Annotated in this window: 15 protein-coding genes, 1 pseudogene and 1 riboswitch; of the genes and pseudogenes, 9 read left to right on the forward strand and 7 right to left on the reverse strand. The window is 58.6% G+C overall.

What is annotated here, in order from left to right:
• Positions 1–58 precede the first annotated feature (58 nt).
• Both FAZ95_RS01180 and FAZ95_RS01185 read left to right on the forward strand, forming a co-directional pair.
• The gene (locus tag FAZ95_RS01180; RefSeq protein WP_137330755.1) at positions 59–1,708 is read left to right on the forward strand and encodes a hypothetical protein; all 1,650 of its coding nucleotides are present in this window, start codon (positions 59–61) and stop codon (positions 1,706–1,708) included.
• Positions 1,709–1,711: 3 nt separating this feature from the next.
• A complete protein-coding gene (locus FAZ95_RS01185; protein ID WP_137330756.1) occupies positions 1,712–3,298 on the forward strand; it encodes a tetratricopeptide repeat protein in 1,587 nt (528 codons plus the stop codon).
• Between the two features lie 964 nt (positions 3,299–4,262).
• Here the strand turns inward: FAZ95_RS01185 and FAZ95_RS01190 are convergent.
• From FAZ95_RS01190 to FAZ95_RS01200, 3 genes are all read right to left on the reverse strand, one after another.
• Positions 4,263–5,753 carry an AAA family ATPase gene (locus FAZ95_RS01190; protein WP_175425490.1) on the reverse strand — a complete coding sequence of 497 codons (1,491 nt, stop codon included), beginning with the start codon at positions 5,751–5,753 and terminating at the stop codon, positions 4,263–4,265.
• Positions 5,754–6,234: 481 nt separating this feature from the next.
• Complete coding sequence (locus tag FAZ95_RS01195; protein WP_137330758.1) at positions 6,235–6,564, reverse strand: hypothetical protein; 330 nt, start codon at positions 6,562–6,564, stop codon at positions 6,235–6,237.
• 1,988 nt (positions 6,565–8,552) lie between these two features.
• Positions 8,553–9,404 (reverse strand): hypothetical protein, encoded by an 852-nt coding sequence (locus FAZ95_RS01200; protein ID WP_137330759.1) that lies wholly within the window; start codon positions 9,402–9,404, stop codon positions 8,553–8,555.
• A 189-nt stretch (positions 9,405–9,593) separates the two neighbouring features.
• On the opposite strand from FAZ95_RS01200, the pseudogene tnpC reads away from it, so the two are divergent.
• Positions 9,594–10,759 (forward strand): annotated as a pseudogene (tnpC, locus tag FAZ95_RS01205) (IS66 family transposase); the annotation flags it as partial.
• Between the two features lie 305 nt (positions 10,760–11,064).
• On the opposite strand, the gene FAZ95_RS01210 reads toward tnpC, so the two are convergent.
• From FAZ95_RS01210 to FAZ95_RS01225, 4 genes are all read right to left on the reverse strand, one after another.
• On the reverse strand, positions 11,065–11,439 hold the full coding sequence (locus tag FAZ95_RS01210) for a hypothetical protein (RefSeq protein WP_137330760.1): 375 nt from the start codon (positions 11,437–11,439) through the stop codon (positions 11,065–11,067).
• 123 nt (positions 11,440–11,562) lie between these two features.
• The gene (gene metK, locus FAZ95_RS01215) at positions 11,563–12,711 is read right to left on the reverse strand and encodes a methionine adenosyltransferase (RefSeq protein ID WP_137330761.1); all 1,149 of its coding nucleotides are present in this window, start codon (positions 12,709–12,711) and stop codon (positions 11,563–11,565) included.
• A 118-nt stretch (positions 12,712–12,829) separates the two neighbouring features.
• On the reverse strand, positions 12,830–13,258 hold the full coding sequence (locus FAZ95_RS01220; protein ID WP_137330762.1) for a DUF3293 domain-containing protein: 429 nt from the start codon (positions 13,256–13,258) through the stop codon (positions 12,830–12,832).
• A 28-nt stretch (positions 13,259–13,286) separates the two neighbouring features.
• Positions 13,287–13,392: riboswitch (SAM-I-IV-variant riboswitch) on the reverse strand.
• A gap of 200 nt (positions 13,393–13,592) precedes the next feature.
• Positions 13,593–14,246 carry an NUDIX hydrolase gene (locus FAZ95_RS01225; protein WP_137330763.1) on the reverse strand — a complete coding sequence of 218 codons (654 nt, stop codon included), beginning with the start codon at positions 14,244–14,246 and terminating at the stop codon, positions 13,593–13,595.
• A gap of 136 nt (positions 14,247–14,382) precedes the next feature.
• On the opposite strand from FAZ95_RS01225, the gene FAZ95_RS01230 reads away from it, so the two are divergent.
• The 6 genes from FAZ95_RS01230 to FAZ95_RS01250 all read left to right on the forward strand — a co-directional run bounded on the left by FAZ95_RS01230 (position 14,383) and on the right by FAZ95_RS01250 (position 22,956).
• The gene (locus FAZ95_RS01230; RefSeq protein ID WP_254699779.1) at positions 14,383–14,889 is read left to right on the forward strand and encodes a YbjN domain-containing protein; all 507 of its coding nucleotides are present in this window, start codon (positions 14,383–14,385) and stop codon (positions 14,887–14,889) included.
• 88 nt (positions 14,890–14,977) lie between these two features.
• Entirely contained in the window at positions 14,978–15,886 is a 909-nt protein-coding gene (locus FAZ95_RS01235) for an ADP-ribosylglycohydrolase family protein (RefSeq protein ID WP_137330764.1), read from the forward strand.
• 255 nt (positions 15,887–16,141) lie between these two features.
• The gene (locus FAZ95_RS40835; protein WP_437437715.1) at positions 16,142–16,786 is read left to right on the forward strand and encodes a T3SS (YopN, CesT) and YbjN peptide-binding chaperone 1; all 645 of its coding nucleotides are present in this window, start codon (positions 16,142–16,144) and stop codon (positions 16,784–16,786) included.
• Positions 16,787–16,874: 88 nt separating this feature from the next.
• Positions 16,875–17,807 carry a metallophosphoesterase gene (locus FAZ95_RS01240; protein WP_137330765.1) on the forward strand — a complete coding sequence of 311 codons (933 nt, stop codon included), beginning with the start codon at positions 16,875–16,877 and terminating at the stop codon, positions 17,805–17,807.
• Between the two features lie 262 nt (positions 17,808–18,069).
• Positions 18,070–21,234 carry an SNF2-related protein gene (locus FAZ95_RS01245; RefSeq protein WP_137330766.1) on the forward strand — a complete coding sequence of 1,055 codons (3,165 nt, stop codon included), beginning with the start codon at positions 18,070–18,072 and terminating at the stop codon, positions 21,232–21,234.
• Between the two features lie 24 nt (positions 21,235–21,258).
• A complete protein-coding gene (locus tag FAZ95_RS01250; RefSeq protein WP_137330767.1) occupies positions 21,259–22,956 on the forward strand; it encodes a hypothetical protein in 1,698 nt (565 codons plus the stop codon).
• Positions 22,957–23,085 lie beyond the last annotated feature (129 nt).

Genomic DNA, 23,085 nt, shown 5'->3' on the forward strand with positions numbered 1-23,085 from the left:
ACAATATGCACTGCGGCTAGTGGCGATTTGACCCAAGGGACGAAGAAACGAGATTGAGATGAGCAAGAAAACGAACGAGACGTCCCTGCACGCTAGCCCGTTCTGTGTCCTTGGTGTCACCACTCGCGATGATCGACGGAAGATCGTCGCGATGGCCGAAGAACGCGCCCTGCAACTAGATGATGACGTTTGTCAGAAGGCTCGCTCCGACTTGACTAATCCTAGGACGAGGCTCTCAGCGGAAATGGCTTGGTTGCCTGGGGTCGCGCCGAGGGTCGCCGAGAACATGATTCGCGCCCTTTCCGAAGATCCCGAGGGTGCCAGGTTCACACGGGGGCTCCCCGGCCTGCCGCGAGCAAACCTTATGGCGGCTGCCTGCGAATTAGTTCCGGACAACGAGCCCGTCTCGTCCGTGGCGGAGTTCATTCGAGATTTTGCCGAAATTGTCGAATCCATCGATCCGGAGAAGGTGCTCCGCGACGTAAACGAAGATCGCAGCGTTTCCGGATTTCCTCAGGTTCAGGGAGCGGAAATAATCGAGCAGGAGCTCTCTGCGCGGCGCAGGGCATACCGGGTGGCCCTGAAGAACCTTCTTGACACGATGGAGCCGGCAAGATTGATTGAAACGATGACTGAGGTCGTGCGTAGAACCACTGATGGCGGGAGGACGCACGCACCCATGCTGATTGACGACCTTGTTGACAGCTACGAGGTAGAGACCCAAGGCTTCCTGCAGAAGGAGGCGCAGAACGTCTCAGCCCTGATCAAACAGGCTCGCGAAGCAGCGCCGAGAGGAGCCTTGGCAGTCGATCCGATCCTCGACCGGCTCGAAAAGGTGGCTCGCAATTGGCACGGCGTCGCGCTACCGATTCTGACTAGCGCAATGTCCCGCGGGACGGTCCACCGCCCGAGTCAGGACACCGCCTGGGAGATGCGGGGCTTGTCCCTCACGTTGAACAACGAGCACGGGATGCTTAATCAGGCCGACCGGATGACCCATCTGTTGCGCCAATTGTTCGCTGAGCTCCCGGACGTCGCAGAGAAGCTCGGTGAGGATGCTGAGGCGCTTGATGGATTGCGACGGCAGGCCGACGAGCAAGCTCGTAATAACGAGCAGTGGGAACGCGAGATCACCTTTCGCGCCGACGTTGGACTGCTATTCAAGGAGGAACTTGCGATTTCGCCGCGCGGCATCCGCTGGAAGGGAGGCCACATTCCCCTGGATTCGGTAACGCGGGTCCGTTGGGGTGCCGTGCGGAAGTCGGTCAACGGCGTCCCAACCGGAACTGACTACACGATCGGCTTCGGCGACAGCCGCTCCGACCAGCGCGTCGAGCTGCGCAATGAAGCTACCTACTCAGGCTTTACGGGAGCGTTGTGGCGGGCCGTCTGCGTACGGCTGATATTTGAGACGATTGCCGCTCTCGAGAAAGGGCAATCCTTTTCCTTCGGGGACATCGTGGTGGAGAACGACGCCGTCACGCTGGTCCGGCACAAGTTCATGGGGTCCGAGCGTGTGCGCCTTGGGTGGCATGAAGTCCATGTTTGGAGTGCCAATGGCAGTTTTCTGATCGGTAAGCGGGATGACAAGAAGGTCTACGGGTCGGCGTCCTACATCAACGGGTGGAACACGCACATCCTCGAGCACCTCGTCCGCGGCGGCTTCAAGAAAGGTGTCCGGAAGCTAAGCGACTACCTCAAGGATTGATAGATGATGGCGAACGATAATGGAAAGAAGGGATTTGCAGGGCTGGACTCGATGATTTCAGACGTCGCGTCCGCGCCGGAGTCTTCCGCGCCGGCGAATCCCCCAGAGACCGCGGAGCCTTCCCAGATCTTTACGGGATCGCCGGTAGCAGGCTCTAGATCTGGTGGCTCCCGTGAAATGTGGGGTGTCGCAATTGCTGTTGCGATCGCGCTCTTCGCCTGGCTGGTGATCTCAAACAAACCGCCGCAGCCGCGTCCACCGACAGCCTACGAAGCGACTGCCCCGAGCACAATGGCGGCCCCCACCACCGACGAGGCCGTCTCACCATCAACGGTTCCATCCAATGGCAACGCGCTCACCGTGGCGCAGAACGGAACAGTGCCTTCTTACTCCTCATACGAGGAAACCGTGCCACCTGTAGGCACTGGGCTGACGCTGGAGCGGCCACAGATTCGTTATTGCCTCTCGGAAAGAATCCGGATGGAAGCGTGGCAAGGACAGCTAAACATAAATTCACAGACTTCGGTGGATGCGTTTAACGCGTCGGTGAACGATTACAACGCCCGCTGCTCGAATTACCGCTACCGCAGCGGTGATCTTGAAAGTGTCCGCGCGGAGGTCGAGTCGAACCGTGCGGCTCTGGCGCAGCAGGGAGTGTCCAGGGCCGCGAGCGTGAATGCATCAGCGCCTGTCGAACAGAATTTACCGGCTATCAGAACGAGCTTTGATTGCACAAAGGCGCGTTCGGACGCAGAGCATCTTATTTGCAACGACGCGCAACTTGCGGCGGCCGATGTCGATCTGGCAAATCTCTTTGCCAGTGCAAAAGCGGTGGCTGCAGACCAGGTTGCGTTTAAGGAGCACACGCGGGAGCAATGGAACTACCGCGAGCGTAATTGCCACGACCGTGATTGCCTCGTTCAGTGGTATGCAGAGCAGCGGCAGTGGCTAACGAACGTCGTGAGTAATTCAAATGTGCCCACTCAGCCGGAGGAGACGGCAAGCTCGCCGTCGGTCGCCGCGCCAGCAGGAAATTGTGTGACCACTGCCGAATGCGCAAAGGCAATGCTGGTATTTGCAGGCTCCGAAAATCTTGCGGGTGCAATGGATGCAGCAAGGACGATCGATTTACTACCCAAACCGCAACGGGGCGACCGCGCAACAGCTCGGAAGCTCAATCAAGATGCGCTTTCCGCGCTCAATGCATCTAGGCCCGACGACGCGGTGAAACTGCTCGAGCAGGCAAATCAGGCAGACCCCGGCGATGAGGAGATTGCTAGCAACCTCGCTTATGCATATGCTGCGGATGGCCAACTGGCAAAGTCCGAGGACACTGCTGTTCTCGCGCTGTCGCTTAATCCGCGGCGAACGGCCGTTTGGGCGCCGTTGGCAGTTACGCTAGCCAAGGAAAATCGCCTCGACCAGGCGACAGAGGCAATGTGGCTCGCATATCAATTCTCAGCCGATAAACAAAAGACGCTGAATTTCATTGATTCCCGTCTTGCCCTGGAGACGGATCCAGCGGTGGTGAAAATGTATTCCTCAAGTAAAGATTGGCTTATGAAAAATACAAAGCCGACTTTTCACTGAAAGTCGCTGGAATGGCGGTCGAAGGCAGCTGAAAGCACCAGGTCGCAAGGCTCTCTGCTCCCACAGCGGTGTCGAAGCTTGACCGGCTTGGATGCGAGCCATCGGCTATCGATGTGCTTGCATCACATGCGGGGTTGTATGGAGTGGCAGCTCGGGCACCTCGACCACTGGATGGCGGAAATCGAAACACTGGCAGTCATCGAACTGGGGGCGGGCAAGCAAGACCATTCCGACTGTACGTCACCGCAGCAAGCGAAGCGGTCCGCGCGTCGTCGGCATCAATCCAGGCGACTTCGCCATCGCTCTGCACATCGGGGTCGGACTGGCCGGCATGCGCTCCAGATGCGTCGGCATATTGATTCGTTGCTGGCAATGTGAGACGTCGCCCGCGGCGTACTGCGGCGGCGTCCGGCTGCGGCCTTGGCGCAGAAGTCGGCCTGCCTGGACAATGCAGTAATACTGAACACTTCAGAGACCGGGCAACACAATGAGCGCCGTCCGCCGATGGCGGGGAGGACGCGTCTGCATCGATCATTGACGTTGCTGGCGCGAGCATCTGATGCCCCGCATCCTGCCCGAAAGCTGGCAGGCCGTGCAGCTAATCAGCGGCATGCAGCGGGAAATCGAGACGCCGCACCTTCTCGAATAATCCCTTCCCGATGCCTACGCGGTATACCATTCGGTTCACTGGACGAGACTCGGGAAAGGCTCGTCCGTTGTCAGCGAACTCGATTTCGTCGCGGTAGCGACGTCGGGGCGGATCCTGGTCATTGAGCAGAACTCAGGGTTGCCGGTAGAGACCGCAGCCGGCCTAACCGAGGCCTGCGTTGGCACCACCAAAAGTGTGGCGATCCAGCTGTCCCGTTCGGTGCATGCCCCGCAGTGGCGGCTGTGGGGCGCATCCTCGGGCGGGAACCGTATCCCGAATTCAGCCGCGATTCGCATCGCGAGCGCATCCGGGGGCTCAGGCGCCGGTGCTCTTGGCGGCAAGCACGGATCGTGCGGCCGCCGCGACATCGGCTGGCCGGATCTCAGCGATGTTCTCTCGAATGGCCCGGGTGGCGGCACGGTTTACGGCTTCAGAGATCACCGCGTCCGCGTCCGCAATCGAGCGTCCGGAGAGCTCGGCCATGCATTGGGCGAATGTGCCAAGTATCACCGAATAGCGTCGCTTGGCGATTCGCCCCAACGTCGCGTTGATGTAGCGCCGCAGGTCCGCACTGTCCGGCACGTCAAACCGGACCTTCTCACTGAACCGGCCACCGCGCAGAGCCGCAGGATCCATCCGGTCTTGATGATTCGTGGCCGCAATGAAAATGACGTCCCGGATGCCCCCGCCGGCACCGTCGAGGGTGGTGAGGATTTTGTTGGTCAACGACACGACATTCGAGTACCGACGATCAACAAGAATGTCGTCAGCTTCGTCGATGAACGCGATCGCCGGGCGGATATCACGGGCCTCCCGCACGAGGCGCTCCCAGGAGTCGGGCCGCGCAATGAGGTCGGCGCCCGTAGTCTTGAGGAACGCATAGCCGGACGCTTTCGCGAGCGCCATTGCGGCCTGCGTCTTGCCGGTCCCGGGCGGTCCGTAGAAGAGCAGGCCCCGCGGCAGGCAGCCGCCGAGTCGCTCGAGCCGGTGCACCTCACGCATCCGGTAAGCGAGGTCGTGCAGCACGTTGCGGGAAGCCGTGGGCATGACGATATCGTCCACCGCCTTGACGTTTTCAGGCAGCTGGCCGCGGCGCCCCTGAAGCAGGCGCATAGCCCGCATTGCGATGTCGAAGGTGACCAGACCGCTGAACTCACCGTCGCGATGCATATCCCGTAACTGGCGTCCTAGCGAACTCAACCGTGATGCGCTGAATCCCTCCCATCGACCGGCTAAAACTTCTGCGGTGGCGCGTGCGACGGTTTTAGGACCCAAGTGATTGCAGATAGAGTGGCCGATCAGGTTGACGCGTGCCTTCAGGTCGGGCGGCGGAATCTCAATCTTGAAGTCGAAACGTCCCTCACGGATGCCGGCGGTATCCAACTGGTCGATGAAGTTGGTCGCCGCTACCAGGATCACCTTCGATCCACGCAGGTTCACGATTTCCGTAAGCATCGTGTTCACGATATCCCGATCCATCGAGTGCACGTTGGCGCCGTTATCGCGGGGTTTGAGGAACGAGTCGATTTCATCGATCAAGAGCACGCAGGCCCCCGCCTCGAGTGAGGTACGGAAGACAGCCTTGATTTTCTCCGGCGTCTCGTTGATCCATTTCGACGCCGTGTCGCCAAAGGCGATCGGCAGGAACGGTACCGCGAGTTCACCGGCGAGTGCCTCGGCAAAGAGCGTCTTGCCGTTGCCCGGTTCGCCGAAGAGGAGAATGCCGTTGCGCGGCTCGTCGTTCCCATCGTCGCCCTCGAGAATGTCCAGCGCGGCGCGCAGCAGTCGCCGCTTGGTCTCTGCCATCCCCACCACGTGCTCGAACGTACGCCGTGGCAGACGGACGCTGCTGCCGAAGTCGTGCTCCGACTTTGTCCGAGGGACAGGTGTCGGTGGCTGTTCAGTGACTACGCGTCGCTTCGGGACGGACTTTCGGATGGCCGGCTCCTTTGAGGCTACCGAGACAGCAGGGGCGGCAGGGTCAGCAGGAGCCACGGACGTCACTGTAATGGGGGAAACCGTTGGCGCCGCGTCAACCGGCTGCGGGACTGCGCGCTTAGTGACAGTGGGCGCGGCGCGCGTGATCTTTGCGTCGACCGTAACCCAGGCACGGGGCCCGTCGAGGATGAGTTGTTCCTGTTCGTGACGCGAGCGATACAGCTTCTGAAAGACGGAGAGATTCATGTGCTCCTCGAATCCAAGAAAGGGATGGGGCGAAGTTAGTCGCGCTTGACTTCTGGTGTCCAGTTTCTCGCGAGACGTCGCCGACACAAGTCCAGTGGCGTAGTCAGGTCATGTGGGACGTCCACACCGGAATGCCCCATCGGCGGCGATAAAAACCGCGTGCTCCGCGACGCCGATAGCGCGGTGCGCGTACTGGCACGTGACGCTCCACGCGCTGGCGTCCATGGAGTCGCTTCGTGCGTTCGCGAAGCCCTTCACGCGCCTCGCGGCGCTTCCATGCTACGGGACGTGCGATCCGGTCTTGGATCCGGTGTAGGAAGTGCTCGATCACTTCAATGGGAACCTCGGTGGGCGCCAAGAACTTGGCGCGGCCGTCGGTTACGGCGACGACTTCCCGGTTGTTGGCAGCAAAGGTGAAGCGGTGGATTTCCATTGCGTATCCTTCAGTTCATTGAGCGCGGGGCTACGACATCCAACGCGCGTTAAGTTCATTTGAAGCGCTGCCTGATCCAGCGGACGATCAAGATCAGGGGCTGAATGCAATCAAGAAAGAAGTCGCGGCACTCATTCACGAAGACCTTCCATAGTGGTTGATGGTCCATTCTTTCTTCTCCATTGATAGAAAGCGGGTAGGGTGGCCAAAGCCGAGCGTCTGAGCGGATTGGGTGCGGCCCGATGTGGCGGGGACAGCGCGACAGCGACGCCGATCCAGGCGACGTCATCTGCAACAGTCGTCGTGGGGGCGAGATTCAACGAGGCGGTCGTCGCCAATACTTGTACCTGCGCCAACGAGGGCATCCCTTAGCGAACGACATGGCCATCCTCCATGCGCGCTCTGCGGTCCGCCGTCAGAGCGGAGGATGTCGATGGCGTCGCTTGGTTGCGTTGTCCACAATCGGCGCTCGACTGTAGGTATCCTCGGACAATCCAGTAGTACGTTGCCGAGGTCATCAAGCGCAGATGTAACGATTTGCTGAAGCAGGAGCTCGTCATGCGAAGGCGGAACTTTGGCCCAAGGGATAAGGTTGACCGGACTGGGGCTGGTGTCGGTGGGGCAATCCCGGTGGGCCTCAGGGCAGTCGCATCCGTTCTGGTATGCGTATTGGCCGAATGCCGGACAGCTGCAACAGACACGGCGTGACGGACCATCGATTGATTCATAAGAGTTTCCCTTGAGGTTAAGGGCCTAGAAACCTGCAAGCAGGCCGACGCACATGCGTGCCGTGGGGCAGGCGGGGCAACCGGCCCGCTAACCCATCACCGGCCTCTTCCTGTCGCCGCGTACTTCGTTGTGGCGACAACACCAGGTTCTCACGCGACTTTGCGAACGCAAGTCGACGCAACCGGGGCAGGGGCGGGATGAGAGGCCAGAATCGGCGCGAGAAGAGACTTGGTGCTGCCCCGGGGCCTGGTAGTGTCCCTTGCGCAAGTCGATCGACGGGAACGCTTTGGTAAACGAGCTCTTGTTTCCGAAGCCGCCGAATAAGATTTGCGGGACGACATTGACGAACCCCCACAGCTTGCTTGGCTCGTCTTTGAAATAGCCGACCACGAATGCCTCCATTCCCCCTCGAAGTTGGCGCAGGCGAGCCGGGGCGCAGCGTAGCGGTTCGTATCCGGCAAACAGCTCACGGCCCAGAGGGCGAACTCCCTGCGACGCGGGACCGGAATGCGTGCGACCGCATACAAGGGGAGCAGCCCCAAGGCGGGCGGGGACACGGGGTGCCCGCGAAACTTTTCGAGCTTCACCGCGGACCGTTGAACCTGCCCCGCCGACAAGACGATTCGATCGCCGACGTCCCGACGGTTGAACGATTCCGGCGACGACTCCCACTCGCTCTACTCTTGGGGCGGCAGGACCAAGTAGAACTTCGTGTCGCAGATGACGTTAGACGCTTGGGCAGTGTCCAGGATCACCAGCCTCATTTGCTCAGCTCGATGGATGAGGCCCCGCTCCGTCTTTTTGAAGGTTGCTCGCAGTTTCGAAAAGAAGGCGAAGCCGATGATGTAGTCGTGGTTCCGACAGTGCGCTGCAAATCTGTGGAGACGTCGATCGGCTGGCCAAGAGATATCTTCTCGCCGGGAAATTCCAGCAGGCGGAATCCGCAGTGACTCCTTTGCGCCGCCGCTCACGCAGCTTGTGCGGCGCCGGAGAAGAACCGACAGGTAAGCCTGCCCGCATTTGCGCGTCAGCAAAACCATGACCTGGTGCGCCTGAAGGGCATTGGCGAAGTGGGCGCGTCGCGTCTCGGGCTCGAACTGTTCTGGCGACCGTTCAGCAACCCGCGCCAGATGGGGGCGTGCGTCGTGGCTGGAGCCGCAGTCCTACAAAAGCGGCAAGATCCACGTAGATCAGTGCATTGGCAAGCGGGGCAACCGACGAAGGCGAGCCCCACCAGTCGAGCGCTCTTGAACATGTTGCTAGAGCAGCGACTCCAAGTCCTTAAAGCTGGCAAGCACCGAAGCGGCCAACGCGCGTTGATCAAGCTCGCGAGGTCTGCCATCAGAAGGCGCGCTGACGGGGACAACGGAGAACCGATATTGCCAGATTGGTAGCCTCGAATTAATCAGCTGCTGCTTGTCGCGATAGTTCATCTGTCGAGATAGTTGAAGCGCTTCGTCACTCATGCCCAGCATCGACGCCGCAGTCAGGTCGTTCGAATCGCGTAAGGAGTCCATTGCTTCGACGACTGCCTTGTTGGCCAAGCGAATCTTCTCCGCAGGAATCGCTCCGACTTTGAAGACGAAGTCATCGAAGTCCGCCATTGAACCTTGCGCAGGAGGCCTACGATTAGCGCGGGGTAGCAGGCCGCCCAGCGTGAACCGCACATTCCGGAAATGTTCGTAGGTCTTAGGGGATACCTGAGCGAGCTGATCGACGTGGGTTTGGAGTTCGTCCAGCATCGACATGAGTTCCTTCATCTGCTCGATTCGAACACTCAGTTGTACTTGCCCGACGTTAAGTTTGTCTTCGATGCTGTGAAGGTCGGCCTCGGCGGCGTCTCTTTGTTCTGTCATGCGCCGTAGCGACGTCTCACACTCGCTTAACAAGCGCGCATTCCGGTCCGCCCTTGCAGTTTCTTCGGCTATCTTGCGCGTTGCTTCCTTTGATTCCACCTCGAGGCCGGAAAGGCTGGCATTGGCGGCGAGGAGCTGGGCCGTGATTTCGTCGACTTCCTTCTGTAGCGACGTGGGCGATTTGGTGGCCCCGTGAGCGGCTATGTTCGTTTCTGCCGGGGGGGTGCCTGGTGCCTGGTGACGCTTTGTTTCCACTGGCTTTGTTGTAGTTCCTTTCCTAGGGCTTGACATTCGACCTCCGATGGACCGGGATATTTTGTACGCCGGGCTAGGTCGCCAAAACTCGCGTTCTGGTGTTCCCAAGTCGGCTCCTATATCTCTGGTTGTCGGCCTTGAGTCGAGGAAATTTAGTGTGTCAAAGCAAATTCTCGCTGGCTTGAATAGATGTCCGAGCAACTCGCCCGGATCGCGGCGATATTCAAGGTGATTCGCACGATCCGGCGCAAGATAGTTTGTCCGTGCGGCAACCACTTCTCGCAACCGCCCATGCCCGGCCTGCCGATCACGCGCGGCATCGCCCATCCAAGCCTGCTGGCCGACATCCTCGTCTCGAAGTACGCTGACCACGCCCCGCTGTATCGGCAGTCGCAGATTGCCGCGCGCGATGGCGTCAAGCTCGACGCGGCCAGTATGGGACGCTGGGGCGGCCAGTGTGAGGCCCTTTGCGAAGCGCTGACCGAGGCGCTGCGCCGCTACACCATGGCACCGTCGAAGGTGCACGCAGACGACACGCCGATCCCGGTGCTCGCGCCGGGCAACAAGAAGACGAAGACTGGGCGACTCTGGGTGTACGTGCGCGACGACCGCCGGTCGGGCTCGGCGGAACCGGCCGCGGTGTGGTTTGCCTACTCGCACGATCGCAAAGGCATCCATCCCCAGACCCATCTGGCCGGATTCGAGGGCATCCTGCAGGCCGACGCCTACGACGGCTTCAACGAGCTGTACGAGAGCGGCAAGGTCCGTGAGGTCGGACGCAGGGATCATGCCAGGCGGTACGTCTGCGACGCTCACGCCCGCATGCCTACAGAAGCGACCCGACAGGTGCTCGAACTGATCGGAGAACTTTACGGCATCGAGGCTGGCATCCGTGGCAAACCAGTTGCTGAGCGGCTGCGCGTGCGGCAAGAGAAAAGCGCGGCGCTGCTCGTGACCATCAAGACGTGGATGACGGACAGACTCGCAACGCTGTCAAAGAAATCCGAACTGGCCAAAGCGATCCGTTACTCGCTCAACTAGCGGGACGCGCTCGCGCTGTACTGCGAAGAAGGCCGTGCCGAGATTAACAAGGCCCTAGCCTAAAACGCGCTGCGCTGTGTGAGTCTGGGGCGAACTTCCTGTTCGCCGGCTCCGATAGCGGGGGCGAACGGGCTGCCGCGATGTACGGTCTGATCGGAACGTGCAAACTCAACGGGATCAACCCGCACGCCTACCTCGAATACGTCTTGACCCATATCGCTGATCATCCCATCAACCGCATCGACGAACTGTTGCCCTGGAACGTTGCCGGGAAGCTGTCCCGACAGTCCGGCCCACCAACGTCTGCTGCCTGACAGCTAGCCAGTGAGAGTCCGGTAGGCCGCTTCCCGATCATGCCTCACGCGGGCGTCGCGTTGCGGATGGCCGTCGCGAGGTGCATATGTTGCTGCTGAGATGTGCCGCGCCTATCAAGCGGCAGGTCGAGCGCGACCTGCCTTACTCGCAGATCTTCACGCGAACTTGCTCGTCGCGAAAGCGTGCATTCTTCGAGGGGCTTGACGTCAGGGCTTCGCCGAGGCGGCCCGATGGTACCGGCGCACGCCTGAACCGGGACAGGCGGTTGTCCAATACAACGTGGGCCGTCGCTATCGGATAGGGGCTATATTGGCGCGGAGAGTCGTTCAAGCGCTTTCATCGTTCGCTCTGGCGACTCGGCGTAGTAAAGCTGGAAATTTGATGACATTCCAGGTCCGTCTTCAAAGGTCCAATACCTCACGGCGTCCGCAAGTTCATCGACTTCCGAGAGAAGTTGGTCAAATCTATCCGAACCGTCGCAGCTGGGGTTCCCGCCGTTCTGTTCGGCTGCGCTCAGCAGACGGGCGTTGAAAGCGTCAAAGAGGACCCCGCTCTCGACCGTTCTAAATGTCACTTCCACGTTCAGCAGAAGGTGGGGGCAGCTTCCAAGCTCGTCACAGTACGGACAAACCGGCGGCTCCTCGCTGTAGATATTGACTTCGTCATAATCGTTATCCATTTTTCGATCCTGTGGTGTGTGTAAGCGAAAGCTGGAAGGTCGACGACGGTTCGGACACTTTGGTATATAGCCTATAGCCTTCATGAAACTGAAGCGATCGGCGCTTCCCCACACGCCGCCATGTCAGGTCACCGATTCCCACGGTAGTCTCAGATCGTCGCGTCCAAAATGCCCGTATGCGGCCGTTGGATAGTAGATTGGCCGCAACAGGTCGAGCGTGTCGATGATCCCTTGCGGACGAAGGTCGAATTCGCGCGCGAGTTGGACGGCGATATCCCGTCGCGTATCCGTGGCGGTTCCGTAAGTCTCCACGACGAAGCTCACGGGCTCGGCGACGCCGATTGCATAGGCCAGTTGAACCAGCGCCCGTCTGGCCCAGCCACGCGCCACGACTTGGCGCGCGAGGAAGCGGGCCATGTAGGCGGCCGACCGATCCACCTTCGACGGATCCTTGCCCGAGAAAGCGCCACCACCATGGGGCGCCGCGCCGCCATAGGTGTCGACAATGATCTTGCGGCCGGTCAGTCCAGCATCGCCTTTGGGGCCACCGGTCACGAAGCGTCCTGTCGGGTTAATTAACGTGCGCAAAGACTTCGAGCGTAACGCTTCGGGAATCACCGGATTGATGACGTGCTTTTGCACGGCGTGCCGCAAATCTTCGAGATCGATGCCGTCATCGTGCTGGGTCGACAGGACGACGGCCTCGATGGCCACTGGGCGCCCGTCTACATAGCGGAGCGTGACCTGAGACTTCGCGTCGGGCTGGAGCCAAGGAAGTGCTGCGGTCTTTCTAAGCTCCGCCTGCCGACGGACGAGCCGATGCGCGTACACGATCGGCGCGGGCATCAACTCAGGCGTTTCGTCAGTCGCGTAGCCGAACATCAGTCCTTGATCGCCCGCTCCCAGTACGCCATCAGCGCGGTCGACGCCCTGACTGATATCCTGCGATTGGCCGTTGAAGCGGATCTGGATCTCGCACCGGTCCGGCGAAATGCCCGTCTCGGCATCGCGGTACCCGGTTTCGCGCAGCACGTCGCGGACCAGGGATGCGGCAGACTCGCGCACGGCGTGAAAATCGTCGATCCGCTTCGTTTTAAATTCACCTGCGACGATCACGCACTGGTCGGCAAGCAGCGTCTCGCAGGCCACCCGTGCGTAAGGGTCTTTGGAGAGGAATGCATCGAGGATGCGGTCGGAAATCCGGTCGGCGAGCTTGTCAGGATGTCCCTCGGAAACGGATTCTGAAGAAAAAAGCCCGTTTTGAATTGTCATCAGCAACTCCTGTTTAGCCGCGTTCGACAAATGTCGGGGGCGGCAATCTGGAACAAATCCCCCCGGTCCTTTCCCACATGGGCGGCAGACCAGCCGTACGTCATGCATTGAGCGCGGGTCAGCGCAAGAGAATCAGCTGAGGCACGGCATCGGCTCCGCACCAGATGATCGCGTTCTGCCCGTGTCTTGAGCCCAAGGTCTTCGCGACGTCGACATTCGCGCCCAGCACAAGGAAGCTCGCTTCGGCAGGCCAGTCATTTGAGGGATGTTTGCCGACACCCTCGATGAACGTAAGGCCTTGTCCTTCCAGGTCGCGTGCCAGCTCCTCGTGCCGAGCGGCATTGGCCTCTGGGTCTAGGCTCTGGCTGAACGGATTGCAGGCAGTGACAAACGCGCTCGCCGTGACTCGACGGGCTTCATGAAGGACGGCGAGGGTGGCGTTGAACTGGCCGACGAGCAACGTCGTCGGCGTGTCGCCTCTCACGTGGTAGTGGGTTTCCAGGTAAGCCTGGATAGTGTTGCGTGGGATGTCTGAGTCTGGAAACAAAAAACCCTCCGATAAAGGAGGGTCGACGCGTTGCCCGCTTGGTTGCTCCCGTAGGAGCCACATCCGCTTTCGCGATCCACCTTGCCCGGGAAGGCAGGTTGGCTTGGGCGTCGACCCAATTCAGAATGCGCCGCAATTTAAGCACGTCGCCTCGAAACATGTCAATCATCATTCGCGTTGGCGAAAATTCGTCGCTACGGATGCCTCGCGAGAGCGGTCAGACTTGGTGCGGGGAGCGCTACCAGGCTGCCTGCGGCTCAGCGACCATGGCCGTTGAATCGAGCAAGCGCGTCGGATGTCATGCACTTTGACGCGGCGCGAGGGCGGCACAGGATCAAAAGCGAAATCCATCGTCTGCGCGATACAACTGCGCTGGCCGCTGGGCACCGCGCAAAAACTCACCCTCAAGCTCGATCAGACCGGGCTCGTCTTTTAGGCGCCTTCGGAAGGCGCTCTTATCGAGCGGCCGACCGAGGATGACTTCACACGTTCGCTGCAAGTCGGTGAGCGTGAAGCGCGCAGGCAACAGGTGTAGCGGTAGTGCGGCGCGCTGCACCTTGTCACGCAATCTCGCGTGCGCCGTTGCCAACAGGTTAGCGTGGTCGAATCCGAGCGGGACCGCAGGTGTGAAGGCTTCGACCCATTTGATTTCTTCGGTCTTCTCGCCCGCCACTGCGGGAACTTGATCGCGCGGCAATAGCGCGTAATAGAGCACGCTTAGCGACCATCCCCGAGGATCTCGCTTGGCGCCGCTGAACGTCGCGACTTGCTCCAGAAAAGGCACATCGACGTGGGTTTTCCCTGAAAGCACCCGTCGAGCCGTGTCATCAAGGCTGCAGTCCTTTCCCGGATCGAGCACGCCGCCGGGCAGGGCCCACGTGCCTTGCTCGGGTTCGTTCGCGCGCTTGACGAGCAGCACTCGCAAGCTGTGGTCTTCGATCGTAAATAGCGCGACGTCAGCCGTCACGAGAGGGAACAGTTTTTTCATCGACTCTTAGTTGCAATTTGCCACTATCATGACTACACTAGTAAGTAGTGTACTGCAACTAAGTTACGCGGCGACATGGATGGCGCGAGCGGCTGGTACTCACGGACTGCGACACGACGTTTGACGGGGAGATAGCATGCAAAAAATCTGGACGGAAAAAGACATCACACTTGAAACCCTCGCGGCTCACATCGAGGATTCCGGCGTGTCGTGCAAGCTGGAGCAAGCGAGGATCGCGCTGCATACGGCGGCCGGAATCGGATATCTCGTCGTGCTCGACGAGGACAGGAAATTCGTTCGATTCATTACCTATCTACCGGTGGCAAAGGACGCATTCGAAGAGCAAAAGCGTGAATTCGAGCACCGCTTGAACGCGGAAGTCTTCATGGCGTCGTTCTGGCTAGACGATGACAATGACTTGGTGGTGGACTACCCCATGACGTATGTTCACGGCCTCATCGCAGGCCAGTTCATGGTCAACTTGCATCGGTTCGCGTCGATGCTCGAGTACGTCACGGGTTCAAAGAATGAGGACGGCCTCATTACTCTTGACCAAAAAAACGAGCAGCAGGAGCAAGTAAATGACGGCGAGCCGACCGACTCCTGTCGCCTGACAAGCCACGCTGCGAGGCTGCTGAATTGATGGCTTTTCCGCGCGCGATCACGCTACCGTGATCGACGCGTATGACGCATCTGGCGATAACTGACCAATATGGCAGAACGGGGTGGAAATGAACAAAGTGGATCGCTTTCGTGGGTGTCTTCTCGGTTTGGCGTGCGGGGACGCCGTTGGAACAACGGTTGAGTTTCGGCCGCGGGGGACATTCAAGCCCGTCGTCGATATGACGGGCGGTGGCCCGTTCAATCTGAAGCCCGGGGAGTGGACCGACGACACCTCCATGGCGCTTTGCATGGCTTCCAGTCTTGTTGAACTCGACAGATTCGATGCGCGGGACATGATGGAGCGCTTTTGTCGATGGATGGACGAGGGATATCTAAGTAGCAATGGTTCGTGCTTTGACGTCGGTGGCACAGTCGACGACGCCCTATGGCGATTTAAGGAAACGGGCGAGCCGTTCAGCGGATCGACGGACCGCTTTGCCGCGGGAAATGGTTGCCTCATGCGATTGGCGCCAATACCCATGTTCTTTCACCACGACCTCGAGCAGGTCATCGAGAGGTCCGGGCAAAGCTCGCGTCTGACACACGGCGCACGGGAGTGCGTGGAAGCGACCCGGCTTTTTGGCGCGATGCTCTTTCGGGCACTAAGCGGCGAAACGAAAGAGGCGATTATGGCTACGAGCGGCTTGCCAGTCGGGGATTGTGAAAGCGTGAGAGCGATCGCTGCCGGAAGCTATCGCAGCAAGACCGAAAATGGAATTCGGGGCTCGGGATACGTCATCGATAGCCTTGAAGCGGCGCTCTGGTGTTTTGCCAATACCTTTACGTTCGAGGAGGCGATCCTGCGCGCAACCAACCTCGGTGACGATGCGGACACAACTGCCGCGATCTGCGGGCAGCTCGCCGGCGCTCACTATGGCATGGCGGAAATTCCTCAACAGTGGCTAGACACATTGGTGATGAGAGACGAGATCCGCGGGTTAGCCGACAAGCTCGCTCGTCCAAAAGACGTGCAATGAATCGGCTACAAGTTGGAACTCGATTTCGATCGCCATTGCATACGGTCGCGTGACGTTTTGAAGCGACTTATCGGCCTACGCGCCGTCCCGAAAGGCATGAGAAATGAAGCACGATAGTGCTGAAAACCTTGCCCGACGGGCCGCTGGACGTCGTTGGACATATCCACCCCGAGTCCGAGTGGTATTGCAATGGGGCCGCACGTTAGTGGCGTTCATTTTCAACCGTTAGCGACCCAGAGTGCCATGTAACACAATGTGGAGCGCTGCACGGTTACCGCGCTGAGGCAGGCGACCAGCACCGAGGACCTCGAATTCGACGAAGATCGGGATGTCGCGATCGGCTGTCGCAGCGCCGTAGTGTTTGTCCGACTGATCGGGGATCAACAGCACGTTCGCCTAGATTCGCGGATCCTTAGTGACGTCGCAGACGATCCGAGGATTTTTTCTCGACTGGATGATATCAATGCCAATGAGGCGCTAGTTCGCCTCATTTTCCGAAATCAGACGATCTATGGTCTCGCTGAGATATCCTCTGCGCCGTTTGTGCCTGCGCATGTCGTTCAGCTACTTCATCATTTTTGTACGGTAGCAGACAGTATGGGCGCGTTGCTGCAGGGAGAGTTCGGTGGTCGAACGGCGTTAGCTGAATCCGCAAACAGTTTAACAAAACATTACGTTCATTCCGAGAACGGAACTTTAGCCTCACCCGCAAAGGGTCTCCATGACCTGTGGGACAGGCGACTGACGCCTTGTAGTTGCCCGATGACAACTGGAAGCAGCTCCCGGACCGGCGCGAGCCCAAGGCTTGACCTATCGTGGCTGAAACACCTGTCGCTCATCCTGCGGCTTGAGCGGTCGCTCCTGGGTCAAGGGCGGTGTGCGGCGGCAGTGGCAGGTTAGGGTAAATGTGGAGGCGAACCTCCACCCACGTTTGCTAGGTTGGTCTGTGGTGATTCCAAACGTACGACAATGACAATACGGGGGGCGTGTGAACTACGACATCATCGGGGATATCCACGGCCAAGTCGGCAAACTCCGAACATTGCTGGAGAAACTTGGCTACCGCGAGCGCAATCGCACTTGGTGGCAGGCTGGCCGCCAAGCGATCTTTGTCGGTGACTTCATCGACCGCGGACCGCACCAAGTTGAAACGCTCAAGTTGGTTCGTCGCATGATCGACGCAGGGAATGCACTGGCGGTGATGGGAAACCACGAATTCAACGCCATTGCCTGGTCTCTGTCAGATCCTTCCGTCCCGGGTGATTTCCTGCGCACGCACCAAGGCGCGCAGGGAGCGAAGAACCTCCACCAGCATAAAGCCTTCCTCGAGGAAGTGAAATCAAGGCCTCGGTTGCACAGACATTTCATTGACTGGTTTCTGACACTTCCCCTTTGGCTCGATTTGCCTGGGCTGCGCGTGGTACACGCATGTTGGCATCACGGCTATATGGCCGAAGTCGCGCCGCGCCTCAAGCCGGGCCAAACGCTTGATGAGTCGCTGATGGTCGCTGCAAGCCGGGAGTGTTCGATGGAGTTTCGTACGATCGAGGGGCTCACCAAGGGACTCGAGATCGATCTACCCGACGGCCACGTGTTTTTCGACAAAGACGGGATCGAGCGCTCGCGAGTGCGCTTGTGCTGGTGGGATACGAATGCAGCGACATACAAAGCGGCGGCCATGATCGATGCCGAGACGCGCGCGCAGTTGCCCGAGATGCCCATTCCGCGGGGATCGATTCCCGGCTACACGGCCGACAAGCCGGTGTTTTTTGGTCACTATTGGCTGACTGGCACGCCGAAGCTTCAGTCGTCCAAGGTCGCCTGCGTCGATTACAGTGCTGGCAAGGGCGGGCCGCTCGTCGGGTACCGCTGGGACGGGGAGGCCGAATTGGACGCAGGCCATTTTGTATGCTCCAACTAGTGGAGAGCTTGATGTCGTCAGAAATCAAAGCCGAGTTCGAATGGGCAAGCCAGGGGATGCGAAGGCGCAATTTGCACTGCCACAAGCGCACCAAACGGGTGACCGGACCGACCAGTTTCGCCTAAGCGCTGCGCTGTTGCGCACGGCTTGTTCGGTCAATATTCCCTCGGCTCGTCTGCGGTTTCTCGCAAGAGGCCGAGCTGAATTGCTCTAGCAGTTACTTTTTAACCGGAATTCTCTAAAAGACGCGGTGACTTCTGGCATGGAAAATTCAGCCGAATTAACTACTTCGGGATGCAATCTGACCACTTGGGCACCTGGAACGGACGTCCGGCGTATCGATAATCCCGGCAAGATCGGAGCGACCACCGGGCAAATTCGCAACCGGGGAAGCGTGCACTATCACGGGGTGCGTTGGCAGGACGGCTCTCTCGATTACGTTGCTGAAGACCAACTCGAAGAAGTGTGCGTCATCGCTTCGAAGGACCGATTCGAGCTGATCGAAACAGGTCGCTATGGGCGTTCGGAGGATTTGCGCCGCAGTTTGACGCACGTGCACCTTTCTGGTCGCCTGGCAAATCTCGTGTATTCGATGGGCGTGACCAATACCGATTTTTATCCCCACCAGTACAAGCCGCTGTTGACGCTGCTTGAATCTCCGGCAGATGGCTTGTTGATCGCGGACGAGGTTGGTCTTGGCAAGACGATTGAGGCAGGAATCATCTGGACGGAACTTCGCGCGCGCGAAGACATGCGCCGCCTACTGATCGTTTGTCCGGCAGTGCTTCGCGAAAAATGGCGTGACGAATTGAAGCTTCGATTCGGCATCGACGCGACCATCGTTGATGCGAGGACTTTAGCAGATGAGCTAGCGCATGCTTCCGGCACCGGAGCTGCCAAAGCCTGGATAGCAAGTTATCAGGCGCTCCGGCCGCCGAAAAGCTGGCGACCTGGCACTGAGTCCCTCGCCAGAAAAGCTTCTGGAAGACAGATTCTCGCAAATTTGCTTGATGAGCATGGGGAGGAAGAGCCACTGGTGGATCTCGTGGTCTTTGATGAAGCGCATTACATGCGCAACCCAGAGAGCGCGGTACACCACTTAGGGGAAATGTTGCAGAAAGTTTCACATCAGCGGGTGCTCCTGTCGGCGACGCCGATCAATCTGCATAACGATGATCTGTTCCACCTGCTACAGTTGTGTGACCCGGATCACTTTCAATATCCTTCGAGCTTTCAGGAACTGCTAGCGGCCAATCAGCCATTGGTCGGGGCACGCGACGCGGCACTCAACCCCGCTTCAAGCGCGTCGACAATCATTGAGTACATCCGGCAGGCAGCCGACAGTGACTTACTGCGTAATTCGCGACAGTTAGCAACCCTATTAGAGAACCCACCTACCGACGAGCTACTGACTAAGTCCGATTATCGCGCTGAACTTGCCGCTAGCTTCGAGCGAGTCAATCTTCTCGGGCATGTACTTACGCGTACACGCAAGCGTGACGTTCAATTAGAGCGCCCGCTGCGCAAAGTCTACCCAGAAAAGGTGCCCATGACGCCGGCCGAGGACGCCTTTTACAAGTACGTGACAGAGGTAACTCGCGACTATGCATGGCGACGCGGCATTTCTGATGGATTCCTGCTGGCGACACCGCAACGGCAATTTTGCAGCTGTCCGGCAGCCTTTGCCCGTGCCTGGCTTGGTGGCGACAATTCCTTGGTAGAGGACTTGGCGGACCAAGCCGCAGAGGAGTATGAAGAGACGGACGAGGAAAAGGAGCTAGAGGACATCAGCCTCTCCCTCAAAGAGTTCCTATTGGCTCAACGGCCGCGCGATTTGGACGTGGAAGCCTTAGAGCGTACGGATTCCAAGCTACGGCGTCTTGTCGCGGTGCTGAAAAGCTACTTCGCCAAGAACCCGCGTGAGAAGGTGATTCTCTTTACGTCGTTCCGAGTGACTGCGCGGTACCTAAGTGAGCGCCTGTCTTCGCTTGGCATGCCGAGCAGGTTGCTGTGGGGGAATATGGCGGAATCAAAGCAGGACATAATCAACGAATTCCGCGAGCGTTCGGACCTCCGCATTCTAGTTGCGACCGAGGTGGCTTCCGAGGGTGTTGACCTGCAGTTCTGCCGCTTACTGGTCAATTATGATCTGCCGTGGAATCCCATGCGTGTGGAGCAGAGGATTGGACGTATTGATCGCTTGGGACAGAGCGCGCAAGTGATTCACATCTGGAATCTTTTCTATCAGGAAACGATTGACGAGCGGATCTTCAGCCGATTGTTGGCGCGCCTGCGAGTATTCGAGCAAGCTCTCGGCGAGCCAGAGCCGATCATCGGTGAGACCATCAAGCGGTTGGAGTCGAGGTTACTGACTAGCCGACTGACCCCCGCGCAAGAAGAGGAAGAAATTCAGCGAGCAGCTCAAGCGCTAGAGAATGTGCGCAAGCGACAAGAGGAACTCGAGAGGAACGCATCGCAGATGATGGCACACGGTGGCCTGGTGTTAGAACGTATCGCCGCTGCCCAGGAGCTCTCCCGCCGAGTAACGGAGCGCGATCTAGTCATATATATCCGAGACTTCCTGAATCGCCATGCACCGGGGCATCAATTCCAACAATTGGAGGCGACCACCGAGTTTTCGATCCGACTGCCCGCAAGTACGGCGGCAGATTTGGATGACTTTTGTCGACGAAAGGGTATTGTCGGGCAAACCTTGCTTGGCAACGGGCTACCGCGGCAGTGCCGGTTTCTGAACAACCTCACTAGTCCAAGCAGCAACGCATGGGAGAGCATCCATCAGTTTCATCCCCTGATCCGCTTTGTGAGTGAGCGCCTTAAAGAGCTAGACGAGGCATTTTTTCCGCTGGTCTCAGTAAGGGTTTCAGCGTCAAATGCTGGAGGTACTCCACCGGGCGACTACGTGTTCGCTCTGCGGCGATGGACCTTCAGCGGGGTACGCGATGAGGAGTGGTTGCAAGCTGCTGTGTGCGGAATTGCTGACCGTATTCCGCTAGGCGACGATCAGGCTGAAGCGCTCATCAACCTTGCCCGACTACAAGGGTCGGACTGGATCGAGGCTCCCAATATCGTGTCGGCGGAGATAGCGAGCGCGTGCCTTGATGTGTTGGAAGTCCACTTGAACGAAGCCTACCTACGTGCGAAAAAGCGCAAGCAGGATGAGAACGCCGATCGCCTAATGTTTCAGCTTCACGGAATCGATCAACACCTGCAACGAAGGTTGCAGACTTTAGAGGCGGTACTAGAGCAGCACGCATCTTTGGGTAGACAAGGACTTGTCCGGGCCACGCAAGGTCGTATTGACAAGCTTCGCGCCGTCGTGGACCTGAAGCAAGAACAGATCCGTCGCAAAGAACGCATGCAACCGGACGACGCACCGGTATGTGCTGGAGTGATTCGCATCGAATAAGAAGGCCGGCAAAGGGGGGGCGCAATGAACGACTGGAAGAGCGCATTACGCGCGATCAAGAAGCAGTCGCTAACCGCTAAGACGAAGGAAGAAAGGCGCAGGCAGGATGCGGACTCCAAACCCAGAGAAATTAGGGGTATTGACGCGACGACCTGGCTCGAGTCACTAAAAAAAAATCCTAAGTCCGGACCGCACGAAACATCAGCATGCAAATCGCCACCCACAGTGCATTCACAACAGAATTCGGAGAATCGACTTCGAGCGGCTACTTCGACGCCGATAGCAAAGACGCGAAGCATTTGCACCCTCAAAAGAAATGCCGAATCGGAAGAGCTGAAAGGCGTTCCAGAGACGCTTGACCAGCAGCAGCGCGGCGCGCTGACAAGGCGATCGTTTTATAAGTCACCTGAGCCCTGGGTTACAGCGGGGGCTCGGAGTCAATATACTCCATCGCCAAGTAGCCGGCCGCTGGACATTGTGATCGGACTGGATTTCGGCACCTCATACACGAAGGCCGCCGTGGGAATGAGAGATCAGATCTTTCCAGTTGGCTGGGAAGGCATATCCGCGGCGCCAGATAAGTATCTTCTGCCAACTGAATACAGCGAGCTGGACGACGGAAGTTGCCATATTGGACAGGCACCCGGTGTACCCTTCGAGCGAGTGCGTCAGCGCCTTAAGCAGCCGTTTATCGAACCAGCTGTGTCCGCGGAGTCGATTGCGACGGCAGCCGTATTTGTGGCGATCGTACTTCGCTATGTACGTGCATGGATATATCGCCACCATGGGAGCAAGATCGGTTTGGGCCATATTCGCTGGCTGCTAAACATTGGCGTGCCGAGTAACGGTCTCGAGACTGAGCGGATGGAGGTCACGTACAAGAAACTGGGCAGTTTGGCGTGGTCTCTGAGTCTGGGAGAGGCGGATATCCATCTGAAGCAAGCGCGAGAAGGCGTCTTGGCCGGGAAGCTGAATACTGGATCGAACGATCTGATCGATCTGCGAGCTCTGCCGGAATTTGTGGCTCAAATTGCAGGTTACGTTCAATCGCCGCAGCGAAAACTAGGCCTCCATGCTCTAGCCGACGTCGGAGGTGGTACCTTTGATCTCGTGACTTTCATCGTTCACGAAAGAGATGAGGAGTCCGTTTTTCCTTTTCTCGTACCTGAAGTTCGACTGCTCGGTACACAAATGCTTAACCAGAACAGGCTGGTGGGGGCATCACCACCCGACAACGCGACTCTTCCTGATGAACTTCAGCCTGTGCCCAACGCGAAAGAATATGCCGAGGCCAGTGGCATCTCCGAAGATCAAATCCGTCTGCGCGATGGAATCTTTTGGAAAGCGGTTAGTGGCATGGTTGAGAACGTACTATGCCGAACCAAACAGCTACGCTACCGGTTATCCCCCGCGTGGCACGACGGTCTGCCAACATTCCTGACGGGTGGCGGTGCCAAGGTGGATGGTTATGCCGTCTCTGTACAGGCAGGCGGACAACGGTCGGCGCGGGTAGTCAATTTGATGCCCTTGCCTTTGCATCCACGCTTGGCCGATTTTTCAGGAGAGCGCGACGAGTACCAACGAATTTCGGTGGCGTGCGGATTGGCATTGGATGCGTTTTCACTTGGCCAGATTGTACCGGCCAAGGACGTGGAGGACGATGTCCCCATCCGTAGTAAGCCAATAGAACGGCCTGATCGCGACGAGCTTTATCCGGACTAGAAAGATTGGTTCCGCAAACGGACAGGCGGACCGACACTCGCTTTAAACTCAGTACGGTGTCGAAAGCGGCATCATCGAGACATTCCACGGGGGATACGAAATGATTCAAGGCGCACGCGTTCTACCGGT

The sequence above is a fragment of the Trinickia violacea genome (assembly GCF_005280735.1).
Lineage (GTDB): Bacteria > Pseudomonadota > Gammaproteobacteria > Burkholderiales > Burkholderiaceae > Trinickia_A > Trinickia_A violacea.

Coding starts and splice junctions, on each gene's coding strand:
- FAZ95_RS01180 (WP_137330755.1), top strand. CDS start 59: ATGAGCAAGAAAACGAACGAGACGTCCCTGCACGCTAGCCCGTTCTGT.
- FAZ95_RS01185 (WP_137330756.1), top strand. CDS start 1,712: ATGATGGCGAACGATAATGGAAAGAAGGGATTTGCAGGGCTGGACTCG.
- FAZ95_RS01190 (WP_175425490.1), bottom strand. CDS start 5,753: ATGGCAGAGACCAAGCGGCGACTGCTGCGCGCCGCGCTGGACATTCTC.
- FAZ95_RS01195 (WP_137330758.1), bottom strand. CDS start 6,564: ATGGAAATCCACCGCTTCACCTTTGCTGCCAACAACCGGGAAGTCGTC.
- FAZ95_RS01210 (WP_137330760.1), bottom strand. CDS start 11,439: ATGGATAACGATTATGACGAAGTCAATATCTACAGCGAGGAGCCGCCG.
- metK (WP_137330761.1), bottom strand. CDS start 12,711: ATGACAATTCAAAACGGGCTTTTTTCTTCAGAATCCGTTTCCGAGGGA.
- FAZ95_RS01225 (WP_137330763.1), bottom strand. CDS start 14,246: ATGAAAAAACTGTTCCCTCTCGTGACGGCTGACGTCGCGCTATTTACG.
- FAZ95_RS01230 (WP_254699779.1), top strand. CDS start 14,383: ATGCAAAAAATCTGGACGGAAAAAGACATCACACTTGAAACCCTCGCG.
- FAZ95_RS01235 (WP_137330764.1), top strand. CDS start 14,978: ATGAACAAAGTGGATCGCTTTCGTGGGTGTCTTCTCGGTTTGGCGTGC.
- FAZ95_RS01245 (WP_137330766.1), top strand. CDS start 18,070: ATGGAAAATTCAGCCGAATTAACTACTTCGGGATGCAATCTGACCACT.
- FAZ95_RS01250 (WP_137330767.1), top strand. CDS start 21,259: ATGAACGACTGGAAGAGCGCATTACGCGCGATCAAGAAGCAGTCGCTA.